Here is a 12754-nt window from a genome sequence, read left to right on the forward strand (position 1 = left end):
CGCACTCCTCGGTGCTCGGGACCGCTGGTCCGGGCCTGCACGTGGCAGGCCCGGACCAGCGAGCGGATCGGTGACGGCCTGGGTCAGTTCCCGGTGGCCGTCGAGACCTCGGCGATGAACTGCTCGGCCCCCTGCTGGGGGGTCAGCCGGTCGAAGAGCACCTCGGCGTTGATGCGGCGGGTGATCTCGGCGACCTCACCGGCGCCCACCGGGGGGACCGGCAGACCGTCGACGATGTGCGTCTCGAGGTCGGAGAGGAACTCGGCAGCGTACTGGTCGACCTCCGAGAACTGGTCACGAACCGCCTCGCGGACCTCGGTGTTGGCCGGCAGGCCGCGGTCCGACAGCAGGATCTCGGTCGCCTCGGGGTCGTTGAGCATGTAGTCGATCAGCGTGGCGGCCGCCTCGGGGTACTGCGAGCGGGCCGACATCGACAGGAACATGGCCGGCTTGAAGTACATGCCCGTGCGCTCGAACTGCGACTCACCGGGGTGGCGCAGCAGCACGAGGTCGCGGCCGGCGGCGTTGGTCACGGCGCCGAGCTGGTTGGTCCAGAAGAAGGCCATCGCGCCCGAGTTGGTGCCGACGAGCGACTGCTCGGGGCCACCGGCGTCGATCTCGACCGTGGTCGAGGCGGGCGGGGTACCGCCCTGGTCGCGCAGCTCGAGCGAGATCTCCCACCACTCGGCCAGCGTCTCGGCGGTGAAGCCGAGCGAGCCGTCCTCGTTGTAGAGGGCCTCGCCGCGCTGCCGGGCGAAGATCGCGAAGCCGGGCTCGTTGAAGCCGTAGTCCTGGGCACCGTAGACACCGTCAGGGGTGTTGGCCGTGATCTCCGCGGCGATCTCGACGTAGTCCTCCCACGTCCAGGTCGTGTCGTCCGGCATCTCGACGCCGGCCTCCTCGAAGATCTGCGGGTCGGCCAGGATCGAGTACGCGTTGACGCCGGTGGGGATGCCGTACTGGCCGTCCTCCATCTGCCCGGCGGCGATGATCGAGTCGTCGATGCTGTCCAGGCTGATGATGTCGCTGTACTCGTTGAGGTCGGCCAGGACACCGCGGGTCGCGTAGTCGCGCAGGTAGCGCTCCTCGTGGGTGATGACGTCCGGGGCATCGCCCGCCGCGACGGTGGTCGCCAGCTTGTCCCAGTAGCCGCCCCAGTCGGTGAAGTCGCTCACGACCGTGATGTTCGGGTGCTTGACCATGAAGTTGTCGATGACCTGCTGGGTCAGCTCGTGACGGGTGTCCGAGCCCCACCAGGAGAACTTGATCGTGGCCTCGGCGTCAGGGTCCGCAGTCGCGACACCGCCGTCACCGGCGTCGGCATCGGTGCCCGTCCCGTCGTCACCGCCGGCGCAGGCGGTCAGGGCGAGTCCGGCAGCCATCGCGACGGCCGCGAGGCGGAAGCCACGTCGGCTGGTCTTGGTGCGGGTGAGGTGAGACATCGTGCTCCTTGGTGGTGTGGGGTCGATGCTTCTTGTGTGGGTCGAGGTGCAGGCGTCGGTGCCTGCTCCTCACTTGATGCCCGTCGTGGCGATGCCCTTGACGAGGTACTTCTGGCCGAAGAGGAAGACGAGGAACACCGGGATCAGGGACACGATCGACATCGCGAACAGCGGTCCCCAGGAGCTCTCCCCGGTGGAGTCGACGAACGTCCGCAGGGCCACGGGAACCGTGTACATGTTCGGGTTCGTCAGGAAGATCAGCTGGCTGAAGAAGTCGTTCCAGGTCCAGATGAACGTGAAGATCGCCGTGGTGGCGAGGGCGGGGGTGGCCAGCGGCATCATGATCCGGAAGAAGATCCGGGCGTGGCCCGCGCCGTCGATGCGGGCGGCCTCGTCCAGCTCCTTGGGGATCCCTCGGAAGAACTGGACCATCAGGAAGATGAAGAAGGCATCCGTGGCCAGCAGCTTGGGCACGACCAGCGGCAGGTAGGTGTTGATCCACCCGAGCTGGGAGAACAGGATGTACTGCGGCACGATGATCACGTGGATCGGCAGCATGATCGACATGAGCATGATCGCGAACCACACCCGGCGGCCCTTGAAGTTGAGCCGCGCGAAGGCGTAGGCCGCGAGCGAGCACGAGACCAGGTTCCCGAGCACCGCGCCGGCCACGATGATGAACGAATTCATCAGGTAGTGGCTGAAGGGGTGCAGCAGCGCGTCCCAGCCCAAGGTGTAGTTCGTCAGGTCGATCTCGGTGGGGATCAGCGCGGGGTCGCGGAAGATCAGCGCTGTGGGCTTGAACGAGCTCGAGAGCATCCACAGCAGCGGGTAGAGCATCACGAACCCGGCGACCAGGAGCGCGCCGTGCTTGAGCACGCTGCGGGTGCGCGAGGGCCACGCCGACGGCGTCACCCGCCCGCCGGGGCGTGCCGTGCGGTCGTCCCGCGGCGGCCCGTCCCCGACGGGTGCCACGGTGAGCGCACCGGCCGGCTGGTTGGCTGCCGCCTGGGCCTGCGGCCCCGGGGGGAGAGCGGCGTTGACGGAGGTGCTGCGGTCACGGGAGGAGGCCGTCCCGGCGGCGTCGCGGTCAGTCATTGTAGAAGACCCAGTACTTGGAGAGGAGGAAGTTGACGGCTGTCAGCCCCGCGACGATCACCACGAGGAGCCAGGCCATGGCCGAGGCGTACCCCATGTCCAGGGCGGTGAAGCCCCGCTGGTAGAGGTAGAGCGTGTAGAACATCGTCGAGTCGGCCGGACCGCCGGTCCCGCCGCTGACCACGAAGGCCTGGGTGAAGGCCTGGAAGGCGCCGATCACCTGGAGCACGAGGTTGAAGAAGATGATCGGGGTCAGCAGGGGGATCGTGATGTTCATGAACTGCCGGATCCGCCCCGCGCCGTCGATCGAGGCCGCCTCGTAGTACATCTCGGGGATCTGCCGCAGCCCGGCCAGGAAGATGATCATCGGGGCCCCGAAGGTCCAGACGTTGAGGATCATCAGCGTCCCGAGCGCGTAGTCCGGGTGGGACACCCAGCCCTGGCCCTGGATGCCGAAGAAGGCGAGCACCTGGTTGATCAGGCCGTTGGTGCCGAAGATCTGGCGCCACAGGATGGCGATCGCGACGCTCCCGCCGAGCAGCGAGGGCAGGTAGAACACCGAGCGGTACAGCGCCAGGCCGCGCAGGCCCCGGTCCAGGAAGAGCGCCAGGGCCAGCGCCGCGGCGAGCTGCAGGGGCACCGAGACGAAGACGTAGGTGAAGGTGACCCGCAACGAGTTGTGCAGGCGCACGTCGCTGATCATCCGCTCGTAGTTCTCGAGCGCGATCCAGTTCGGCGGCTGGAGCAGGCTGTAGTCCGTGAAGGACAGGAAGAGCGAGGCGACCATCGGGCCGATGGTGATCAGCCCGAGGCCGACGAACCACGGAGCGAGGAAGAAGATGGCTGCCTTGTTGTCCCCGCGCTCGGACGGGGCCATGGTGACCTTGCCCTTGGGACCCTTGCGGCGCAGGGTCGCGAGCTCACCGAGCGCTGACATGTCTCACCCCCGTCACACTGGAGGTGGAGACCGGTGCGGCAGCTGCCGCACGGGTTCGGACGTCGGTCATGCGCACTCCTCGGTGATCGCCCTTGATGGACCGAGCTGAAGAAAAACCGGACGAAGGTGGAAAGCGCTATCCACTTTCTGATAGACAAGAGTTACCAGGGCCCGTCGGGTGATGTCAACCACATCGGGCCCGGCCGGCCCCCTCCCGGGCACCGGAACGACGAGTGGAGATGCGATGACGCAGAGCCCCCGAACGCCCCCCTCGGTCGCCCTCGTCGGCATCCACGGGCACGGGACCTCCCACCTGCGCACCCTGCTGGCCATGCAGGCCACCGGGGAGGCGCGGATCGCCGCCCTCGTCGACCCCGCACCACCCACCGCGCCGCCCCGTCTCGACGGGCACACGCAGAGGGTCGCGCCCGAGCACGACCTCTCCTCGCTCCCCTGGTACCCCGACCTCGCCGACCTGCTCGCCCGGGCGCCCGCCCCCGACGTCGTCATCGTCTGCACCCCCATCCACACCCACGCCGCAGTCACCGCCCAGGCCCTGCGGGCAGGCAGCGACGTGCTGCTCGAGAAGCCGCCGACCGGCTCCCTGACCGAGCTGACCGAGCTGCTGGCCGTGGTCCAGGAGACCGGACGCAGCGTCCAGGTCGGGTTCCAGACCTTCGGCTCCGCAGCCCTGCCCGCCCTGCACCGGATCGTCGCGAGCGGCGAGATCGGCGAGGTCACCGGCATCGGCGGGGTCGGCACCTGGGTGCGACCCCGCAGCTACTGGACCCGATCGGCCTGGACCGGGCGGCGCACCCTGGCCGGGCGCCCCGTCGTGGACGGCGTGGTCACCAACCCCCTCGCCCACGCCGTGGCCACCGCCCTGCACCTCGCCGGGGCCCGGACCGTCCACGACGTCACCCGCGTCGAGCTCGACCAGTACCGCGCCAACGACATCGAGGTCGACGACACCTCGGCCGTCCGCATCACCACCAGCACCGGGGTGGTCGTGAGCCTCGGCCTCACGCTGTGCGCCGCGACCCACTCGGTCCCCACGATCACGATCCAGGGCACCCTGGGACAGGCGAGCCTGGACTACTACACCGACACCGTCGAGGTCACCACGGCCGCCGGCTCACGCACCTTCACCAGCCCACGGACCCACCTGCTCACCGACCTGCTCAGCCACCGCGTCGACCGCACCTCCCCGCTGCTGTCCCCCCTGGAGGGGACCGGCGCGTTCCAGCGCGTCCTCGACGCCGTCCGCACCGCCCCTGACCCCACGCCCGTCCCCGCCGAGCACGTCCGCGAGGTCACCGACGACCTCGGCACCCACCTCGTGGTCGACGACGTCGAGGACTGGTGCACCCGCGTCGCCACCGAGCACGCCACCTTCGCCGAGCTGGGTGCGCCCTGGGCGCGCACCCGCACGGCCCGACCCACCGGAGCCAGCCGATGACCGCCACGACGCCGCCCCTCAAGACCCCGCCCTGGGACCCCGCGCCGCACCGCGGGCGGCACCAGGTGCTGCTCATCGTCCAGGCCGGGCGCACCGAGGTGCTGCGGTACGTCGACGGCACCGGCAGCCCCGCCTTCGACAGCCCCCGACCCCACCTGCACCCCGTACGGACCCGCGGCGGGGTGGTGGTCACCGACGCCGCCCCCGCCGACCACACCTGGCACCACGGCGTGAGCATCGGCGTGCAGGACGTCGAGGGCAACAACCTGTGGGGCGGGCGCACCTACCTGCCGCAGGAGGGGTACACCTGGCGCCACGACCACGGCACCGTCCAGCACGACGAGTGGCTGCGCCGGGTCCCGGGCACCGTCAGCCACCGGCTCGTGTGGTCCGACGCCCAGGGCACCGCGCTGCTGGAGGAGGTACGTGACCTCACCTGGACCATGCTCGACGACAGCACCTGGCAGCTCGACCTCTCCTTCGAGCTGACCCTGCCGGCCGACCGCACCGAACCGGTCACCCTGGGCAGCCCGGGCTCGCACGGCCGGGCCCTCGGCGGCTACGGCGGCATGTTCTGGAGGGTCGCCGCCTGCCACGACGTCGACCTGCGCACCCCGCTGGCCCGCGGCGAGGAGGCCGTGCACGGCAGCCGACCGGCCGACGGCGCGACCTGGCTCGCCTGGAGCGCGACGGCCGACGAGCAGGACGGCCCGGGTGGCGACTTCACCGTGGCCGTCGCCCCCGCCGACGAGGCGACCGCGGGCGACCCGTGGTTCACCCGCGTGGACTCCTACCCGGGGATCGGCTCGGCGCTCGCCTGGTCCAGCCCGGCCCGCGTCACCACGGACGCGCCCCTGCGCCGCAGCTTCACCTGGGTGGTGGCCGACGGGCGGCTCGACGACGACGCGGTCACCCGGCTCCTCACCCCCTCGTCCGCGGCACCTGCCGACCCGGCCCCGACCTCCGCCGACCGGAAGGACCCCTCATGACCACCACCTCGGCCGGGCCCGTGCCCGCGGGCGCCGCCCTCGCCGACTGCACCCTGCTGCTGCGCGCCGAGGACGACGTCGCGGTCGCCACCCGCGACCTGCAGTCCGGCACGGTGCTGTCCCGGTCCGACGGGACCCCGCTCACCGTGACCCAGAGCGTCCCGCGGGGTCACAAGCTCGCGGTGCGCGACGTCGCCCTCGGGCAGCCGGTCCACAAGTACGGGCAGCAGATCGGCCGGGCGACCGTGGACATCGCCGTCGGCGACCACGTGCACAGCCACAACCTGGGCATGGGCGAGGTCCACCAGGAGTACGAGTTCGGCACCGCCCGCACCGTCCCGACCGCCCCGGACGGCCCGCGTCCGACCTTCCGCGGCTACCGACGGGCCGACGGGCGTGTGGGCACCCGCAACTACGTGGCGATCCTGACCTCGGTGAACTGCTCGGCGAGCTCGGCCAAGCTCATCGCCGACCAGTTCCGCGGTCCGGTGCTCGAGGACTACCCGCACGTGGACGGCGTCGTCGCGCTGACCCACACCAGCGGTTGCGGCATGGTGCCGACCAGCGAGGGCGGGCAGATGCTGCTGCGCACCCTGCGCGGCTACGCGAACCACCCCAACGTCGTGGGGCTGCTCGTGCTCGGGCTGGGCTGCGAGATGCTCCAGGTCGACCACCTCCTGGACGGCCTCGACCTGCCGGCGGACAAGATCGTCCGGCAGCTGACCATCCAGGAGACCGGAGGGATCCGGCGCACGGTGCGGGCCGGGGTCGAGGAGATCACCGCGATGCTGCCGCAGATCGAGACGCTGCGCCGCGAGGACTGCGACGTCAGCGAGCTCGTGCTGGGGCTCAACTGCGGCGGCTCCGACGGCTACTCAGGGATCACCGCCAACCCGGCCCTGGGCCACGCCTCGGACCTGCTCGTGGCCTACGGCGCGAGATCGGTGCTGGCCGAGACCCCCGAGGTCTTCGGCGCCGAGCACCTGCTGACCCGGCGCGCGGTGAGCCGCGAGGTCGGCCAGCGTCTGCTCGACCGGATCGAGTGGTGGCGCGGATACGCCGAGCAGGGCGGCGGCACCCTGGACAACAACCCCTCGCCCGGCAACAAGGCCGGCGGCCTGACCACCATCCTGGAGAAGTCGCTGGGCGCGGTCGCCAAGGGTGGCAGCGCCGAGCTGGCCGCCGTCTACCAGTACGCAGAGCCCATCTCCGCACCCGGGTTCGGGTTCATGGACACCCCCGGCTACGACCCGGTCTCGGTGACCGGGCTGGTCGCGGGGGGCGCCAACGTCGTGGTCTTCACCACCGGTCGGGGGTCTGTGCTGGGGTGCAAGCCCAGCCCCTCGATCAAGGTCGCGACCAACACCCAGATGTACCTGCGGATGGCCGAGGACATGGACCTCAACGCGGGGCGGATCGTCGACGGCACGGCGACCCTCGAGGAGGTCGGCCAGGAGATCTTCGACAAGATCCTCGCGGTCGCCTCGGGCGAGACCACCGTGAGCGAGGAGCTCGACCTCGGCCAGGACGAGTTCATCCCCTGGCAGCTGGGGACGGTGACCTGACCCGGTCCTCGCGCGTGACCCCCGGGCACGACGCCGGACGGCCAGCAGATCCCCGAGCGGTCAGCCGCCCTCGGCGAGACGCTTGACGGCCACGAGCCGCTCGTCCCAGTCGCGCGCGAGGCTGTCCATCCACCGGGCGGTGGCCGTGAGCCGCGCGGGGCGCACCTGGTAGCGCACCTCCCGGCCGAGCCGGCTGCCGCTCACCAGGCCGGCGGCCTCGAGCACGACCAGGTGCTTGACGACGGCCTGGCGGCTGACCGGCAGCCCGGCGGCCAGCACGGTCGCGCTCGCCGGGCCGCTCACGGCGAGGGCATCGAGCACCGCTCGTCGGGTCGGGTCCGCGAGCGCGACCAGGACGCCGTCGACGTCGCCGTCGCGCGTCCCGGTCACGTCGGGCTCCGGTCTCACGCCGTGCCGGTCGCGCCGCCGATGCGCGCGAGGTGGTCGCGCAGCTCGCCCAGCTCGTGCGCCCAGCCCTCCACGTTCTCCTGGCGGGCAGCGAGCTGGTCGGCCTCGCTCCGGGCCAACGTGTCGAAGCCGCTCTCGACCACGGACAGGCGGGTGCCGTCGCCCTGCGGGGTGAGGGTGAGCTCGACACGGGTGTGGTTGCCCGGGGCGATCTCGGTGTCGGGTGAGGTGGTCCAGCGGAAGGCGAAGCACCGGTTCGGCTCGACCACGTCGATCCGCGCACGGTAGGTCCCGTGCTCACGCCAGCGGAGCGTGAGCGTGCCGCCGACCCGCAGGTCGATCTCGGCCCCGTCGTCGGCGAACCAGGTACCCAGGTGATCGGCCTGGGTCACCACCTGCCAGACCTTCTCGACGGGGGCGTCGATCAGGATCTCGGTCTCGATCTGCGGTGTGGTCATCGGATCCTCCTCGGGTGCGGACGTGCTACCGAAGAGTTGCACACTCCCGTCGCGAGGCGCAACCCTGTGGTTGCACTACGGGTCGGTGCCGCTGCCTCACCGCGTCACCGCAGCGGCGGATAGGCCTGCGTCGGCAGCGTGTACGCGAGGTCGACAGCCGTCTCGGACGCCTCGTCCAGGGACAGCCGGTGCTCGGCGACCAGACGGCCCAGGAACCCGGCGTCGATCCGTCGCGCGAGGTCGTGCCGCGCCGGGATCGAGAAGAACGCGCGCGTGTCGTCCACGAATCCGGTGGTGTTGTAGAAGCCGGCCGTGTCGGTGACCTGCTCGCGGAAGCGTCGCATCCCGTCGGGGGTGTCCAGGAACCACCACGGCGCGCCGAGCTTCATCGCCGGGTACACCCCGGCGAGCGGGGCGAGCTCACGGGCGAAGACCGTCTCGTCGACCGTGAACACGATCAGCCGCAGACCCGGTGCGTGCCCGAACACCTCGAGGAGCGGGCGCAGGCTCCGCGTGAACTCGGCGGCGACCGGGACGTCGTACCCGACATCAGCGCCGCGCGCGGTGAACACGTCGGCGCTGTGGTTGCGCAGCACCCCCGGGTGCAGCTGCATCGTCAGGCCGTCCTGGGTCGACATCCGCGCCATCTCGAAGAGCATGTGCCCGCTGAACGCCTCCGCCTCGCCCGCACCGACCTCGCCGCGCAGCGCCGCGCCGTAGATCCGGCTCGCCTCCGCCTCGCTCAGCGGGGTCGTGTCGGCACCCAGGTGACCGTGGTCGGTGGCCCGCGCGCCCGCCTCGACGAACACCCGCCGACGCTGCTCCAGGGCACGCAGGAAGCCGTCGTAGGAGTCGACCGCGACATCCGAGCGCTCGGCCAGCAGGGCGACGTCGTCCGCCCAGCCGGGCCGGTCCAGGTGCAGCAGCGAGTCGGGCCGGAAGGTCGGGACGATCCGCTCACCCCAACCTCGCTCGGCGAGGGCCGCGTGGTCGGCCAGCGTCGCGGTCGCCGCATCGGTCGTGGCCAGGATCTGCAGGTCGAACCGGTCGGTCAGCGCCAACGGACGGTACGCGTCGGTGGCCAGGTGTGCGGAGATCTCGTCGTAGAGCCGGTCGGCGGACTCGGCCGAGGGCGGCTCGCCCAGACCGAACACCTCGACGAAGACGTGCTCGAGCCAGTACCGGGTCGGCGTGCCGCGGTACAGGTGCCAGTGCTCGCAGAACGTGCGCCAGATCGCCCGCGGGTCGGTCTCGACCGGCTCGCCGTCGTGGCGCGGCACGCCCAGCGCGTCGTGCGGGACCCCCTGGGACACGATCATCCGGACCAGGTAGTGGTCCGGGATCACGAAGACCTCGGCCGGGTTGCCGAACGGCTGGTCCGCGTTGAGCATCGCGGCGTCGACGTGGCCGTGCATCGAGACGATCGGCAGATCCCGGGTCCCGGCGTAGATGGCCCGCGCGAGCTCGCGCGTGGTCGGGTCAGCCGGGAGCGCGCGGTCCGGGTGCAGGGACCAGCGGGTCGATGGAGCGGTCACAGCGTCCTCCAGTTGAGACGGTTTGAAACACCATGCACACGCCGTTTCTCACCGGGTACGGCTCAGCGACGACGACGACGCGGCCCACGTTACCCCCGAGGACCGGCACGGGCGATCCTCTTGTGAACAGAGATAAGACGTGATGAGATCACTGTTCATCAGATTCATCCCCCGACCGAGGACGGACCATGGTCACGCTCCGTGACGTCGCACGTGCCGCTGGCGTCTCCCCGGCGACCGCCTCCCGAGCCCTCGCCCAACCCGCGCGCGTCTCGCCCGACCGGCGCGACCGGGTCGCCCGCGCCGCAGCCGACCTCGGCTACCGGACCGCCCGCGAGGAGCCCGGCACCGAGCGCCGCCGCCTCGGCCTGATCGTCCCCGACATGCAGAGCCCCTTCTTCTCCGGCATCGCCAAGGGGGTGCACCACCGCGCCCGCGCCGCCGGGTACGTGGTCCAGGTCGGCGACGCCGACGAGGACCCGCGCCTCGAGGTCGAGCTGGTGCACCAGATGGCCTCCCAGGTGGACGGCATCGTGCTGTGCTCGCCGCGGATGTCCGACCAGGCGCTGGCCGCCCTGCCGCAGACCCCCGAGATCATCCTGGTCAACCGCGAGTCCGAGCACCTGCGGTCGGTGGTCATCGACAACGAGGACGGCATCCGCCAGGCCGTCCGGCACCTGCACGCCCTCGGCCACCGGCGGATCGCCTACGCGGGCGGCCAGTGGGGGTCGTGGTCGGACCGTGAACGTCGCCGCGGCCTCGAGCTCGCCGCCCACCAGCTCTCCGAGGTCGAGATCATCCAGCTCGGCCACTTCCCGACGGTGTTCTCGGGCGGGGTCGCCGCCGCCGACCTGGTCGCCGCGAGCGGCGCGACCGCCGTCATCGCCCACAACGACCTCATCGCGCTGGGCATCCTGGACCGGTTGCGCTCCCGCGGGACTGCCGTTCCCGGGCGCGTCTCGGTCGTGGGCTTCGACGACGTGCCCGCTGCGACCCAGGTCTCGCCGACCCTCACCACCGTGGCCGTCCCGCTCCAGCTGCTCGGACGCACCGCCGTCGACCTGCTGCTCGACCCCTCGCAGGACGACCTCCCGGCACCCCTCGACGCCGAGGGCGAGGTCGAGGGCCTCGACCCCCGCACCCGGCTGACCGCGGTCTCGCTCGTCGTCCGGACATCGAGCGGACCCGCACCGGACGAGGCCCCCGGCCAACGCCCCGGCACCGCGACCGCCCCGACCCCGACCCCGACCCCGACCCCAGGTGACCCCACGTGACTGCACCGCGCCTCTCCCTGACCACCCTCGACGAGCGCGTCGGCCGGTCGCCCGACGGCGCCGCTCGTGAGAGCACCGTGGGTGAGGACGCCGTGGGTGAGGACGCCGTGCGCGGTCCTGCCGTGGACCCCCGCGCGACCAGCGTCGGGATCGTCCACCTGGGCGTCGGCGCGTTCCACCGAGCCCACCAGGCGGTCTTCACCGAGGACGCCGCCGCGGCCGCGGGCGAGGACCACTGGGGCACCCTCGGCGTCACCCAGCGCAGCCCGCGCGTCGCCGAGCAGCTGCTCCCCCAGGACGGGCTGTACAGCGTGCTCACCAAGGGTCGCACCCACACCTCGCTGCGCGTCATCGGCTCGATGCGGGACGCGGCGTTCCTCGGCGACCGCTCCGAGCACGTGCTCGACACCATCGCCGCGCCCGGGACCCACGTGGTCTCCTCGACCGTCTCCGAGAAGGGCTACCGGCGCACGCCGTCGGGCGCTCCCGACCTGGCCGACGTCGACCTCGCCGCGGACGTCGCGGCGCTCACCGCCGAGCTCGGCGGGACGTCCGTCAGGGCGGGCGTGGTCGACGCACCCGCACGTACACCCGTCGGCGCCCTGGTGCGGGGGCTGGCCCGCCGGCACGCCCGTCATGGCGCACCGCTCACGGTCGTCTGCTGCGACAACATGGTCGACAACGGGCACGTGGTCGCCGCCCTCGTGCGCGGCGTCGTCGACGCCGTGCCCGGTCCCCGTGCGCAGTCGCTGCTGACCTGGATCGAGGGGTCGGTGCGCTTCCCCGTGACCATGGTCGACCGGATCACCCCGGCGACCACCGACGCGCACCGTCGTGAGGCGACCGACCTGCTCGGACTGCGCGACGAGGCGCTCGTGGTCGCCGAGCCGTTCATGCAGTGGGTGATCGAGGACTCCTTCGCCGGACCCCGTCCGTGGTGGGAGCTCGCCGGAGCGAGCCTGGTCGACGACGTCGCACCCTTCGAGCGGGCCAAGCTGCGGATGCTCAACGGCGCGCACTCGACCATCGCGTACCTCGGCGCCCTGCACGGGTACCGGATGATCGACGAGGCGATGGGCGACCCCGCGGTGGTCGAGGTCGCGCGGCGCCTGATGGCCGAGGAGGTCACCCCGACGCTGACCCCGCCGCAGGGCCTGGACCTGGCCCTGTACCGCGAGGAGATCCTCGAGCGGTTCGCCAACCCCGCGACCGGCTACACGACCCAGCAGGTCGCCGGGGACGGCTCGCAGAAGATGCCGATCCGGGTGCTCGGAACGATCTCGGACCGGCTCGCCGCCGGCGTCGTGCCGGGTGCGGCGACCCGCGCCACAGCGGCCTGGATCGTGTTCGTCGCCCGCGGGGTCGACCGGACCGGTCACCCGTTGCCGCTCGACGACCCGTGGGCCGACCGCCTGCGCGCGGCGGCCGCCGGGGACGAGCAGGGTCTCGCGGACCGGATGCTCGCGCTGGACGCCGTCTTCCCCGCCGAGGTGAGCCGCCACGACGGCTTCCGCGCCGCGCTGCGTGCCGAGGTCGCCGACCTGCTCCGCCTCGTCCCGGCCGGCTGAGGCCGCCCAGGGCAGACGCCG

11 protein-coding genes are annotated in these 12754 nt (G+C 71.8%); 5 read left to right on the plus strand and 6 right to left on the minus strand.

The window, feature by feature from the left end; translation table 11 throughout:
* Positions 1–83 precede the first annotated feature (83 nt).
* The 3 genes from M1R94_RS00065 to M1R94_RS00075 all read right to left on the minus strand — a co-directional run bounded on the left by M1R94_RS00065 (position 84) and on the right by M1R94_RS00075 (position 3477).
* The gene (locus M1R94_RS00065) at positions 84–1442 is read right to left on the minus strand and encodes an ABC transporter substrate-binding protein (RefSeq protein WP_249379621.1); all 1359 of its coding nucleotides are present in this window, start codon (positions 1440–1442) and stop codon (positions 84–86) included.
* A gap of 69 nt (positions 1443–1511) precedes the next feature.
* Positions 1512–2540 carry a carbohydrate ABC transporter permease gene (locus M1R94_RS00070; RefSeq protein WP_249379622.1) on the minus strand — a complete coding sequence of 343 codons (1029 nt, stop codon included), beginning with the start codon at positions 2538–2540 and terminating at the stop codon, positions 1512–1514.
* Entirely contained in the window at positions 2533–3477 is a 945-nt protein-coding gene (locus M1R94_RS00075) for a carbohydrate ABC transporter permease (protein WP_249379623.1), read from the minus strand. Before M1R94_RS00075 ends, M1R94_RS00070 begins: the two co-directional genes overlap by 8 nt.
* Before the next feature lie 244 nt (positions 3478–3721).
* Between M1R94_RS00075 and M1R94_RS00080 the strand changes: the two genes are divergently transcribed.
* The 3 genes from M1R94_RS00080 to M1R94_RS00090 are packed head-to-tail and all read left to right on the plus strand — an operon-like array spanning position 3722 to position 7490.
* Positions 3722–4936 carry a Gfo/Idh/MocA family protein gene (locus M1R94_RS00080; protein ID WP_249379624.1) on the plus strand — a complete coding sequence of 405 codons (1215 nt, stop codon included), beginning with the start codon at positions 3722–3724 and terminating at the stop codon, positions 4934–4936.
* Positions 4933–5925: a DUF6807 domain-containing protein gene (locus M1R94_RS00085; protein WP_249379625.1), complete on the plus strand. Its 993-nt coding sequence runs from the start codon at positions 4933–4935 to the stop codon at positions 5923–5925. Before M1R94_RS00080 ends, M1R94_RS00085 begins: the two co-directional genes overlap by 4 nt.
* On the plus strand, positions 5922–7490 hold the full coding sequence (locus M1R94_RS00090; RefSeq protein WP_249379626.1) for a UxaA family hydrolase: 1569 nt from the start codon (positions 5922–5924) through the stop codon (positions 7488–7490). The genes M1R94_RS00085 and M1R94_RS00090 overlap by 4 nt, the downstream gene beginning before the upstream one ends.
* Positions 7491–7550: 60 nt before the next feature.
* Here the strand turns inward: M1R94_RS00090 and M1R94_RS00095 are convergent, their stop codons facing one another.
* From M1R94_RS00095 to uxaC, 3 genes are all read right to left on the minus strand, one after another.
* Positions 7551–7880 carry an ArsR/SmtB family transcription factor gene (locus M1R94_RS00095; RefSeq protein WP_249379627.1) on the minus strand — a complete coding sequence of 110 codons (330 nt, stop codon included), beginning with the start codon at positions 7878–7880 and terminating at the stop codon, positions 7551–7553.
* 14 nt (positions 7881–7894) lie between these two features.
* Positions 7895–8356 carry an SRPBCC domain-containing protein gene (locus M1R94_RS00100; protein WP_249379628.1) on the minus strand — a complete coding sequence of 154 codons (462 nt, stop codon included), beginning with the start codon at positions 8354–8356 and terminating at the stop codon, positions 7895–7897.
* Between the two features lie 104 nt (positions 8357–8460).
* Complete coding sequence (gene uxaC, locus M1R94_RS00105; RefSeq protein WP_249379629.1) at positions 8461–9891, minus strand: glucuronate isomerase; 1431 nt, start codon at positions 9889–9891, stop codon at positions 8461–8463.
* 188 nt (positions 9892–10079) lie between these two features.
* Here uxaC and M1R94_RS00110 point away from each other — a divergent pair, with 188 nt between their 5' ends.
* Positions 10080–11165: a LacI family DNA-binding transcriptional regulator gene (locus M1R94_RS00110; protein WP_249379630.1), complete on the plus strand. Its 1086-nt coding sequence runs from the start codon at positions 10080–10082 to the stop codon at positions 11163–11165.
* Positions 11162–12733 carry a mannitol dehydrogenase family protein gene (locus M1R94_RS00115; protein WP_249379631.1) on the plus strand — a complete coding sequence of 524 codons (1572 nt, stop codon included), beginning with the start codon at positions 11162–11164 and terminating at the stop codon, positions 12731–12733. Before M1R94_RS00110 ends, M1R94_RS00115 begins: the two co-directional genes overlap by 4 nt.
* The last annotated feature ends 21 nt before the right edge of the window (positions 12734–12754 follow it).

This window comes from Actinotalea alkalitolerans, from assembly GCF_023369855.1.
GTDB lineage: Bacteria > Actinomycetota > Actinomycetes > Actinomycetales > Cellulomonadaceae > Actinotalea.

What these genes read in the sequence shown, in the direction of transcription:
- M1R94_RS00110 (WP_249379630.1), top strand. Translation starts at nt 10,080, where the DNA reads ATGGTCACGCTCCGTGACGTCGCACGTGCCGCTGGCGTCTCCCCGGCG.
- M1R94_RS00065 (WP_249379621.1), bottom strand. Translation starts at nt 1,442, where the DNA reads ATGTCTCACCTCACCCGCACCAAGACCAGCCGACGTGGCTTCCGCCTC.
- M1R94_RS00070 (WP_249379622.1), bottom strand. Translation starts at nt 2,540, where the DNA reads ATGACTGACCGCGACGCCGCCGGGACGGCCTCCTCCCGTGACCGCAGC.
- M1R94_RS00075 (WP_249379623.1), bottom strand. Translation starts at nt 3,477, where the DNA reads ATGTCAGCGCTCGGTGAGCTCGCGACCCTGCGCCGCAAGGGTCCCAAG.
- M1R94_RS00090 (WP_249379626.1), top strand. Translation starts at nt 5,922, where the DNA reads ATGACCACCACCTCGGCCGGGCCCGTGCCCGCGGGCGCCGCCCTCGCC.
- M1R94_RS00085 (WP_249379625.1), top strand. Translation starts at nt 4,933, where the DNA reads ATGACCGCCACGACGCCGCCCCTCAAGACCCCGCCCTGGGACCCCGCG.
- M1R94_RS00080 (WP_249379624.1), top strand. Translation starts at nt 3,722, where the DNA reads ATGACGCAGAGCCCCCGAACGCCCCCCTCGGTCGCCCTCGTCGGCATC.
- M1R94_RS00100 (WP_249379628.1), bottom strand. Translation starts at nt 8,356, where the DNA reads ATGACCACACCGCAGATCGAGACCGAGATCCTGATCGACGCCCCCGTC.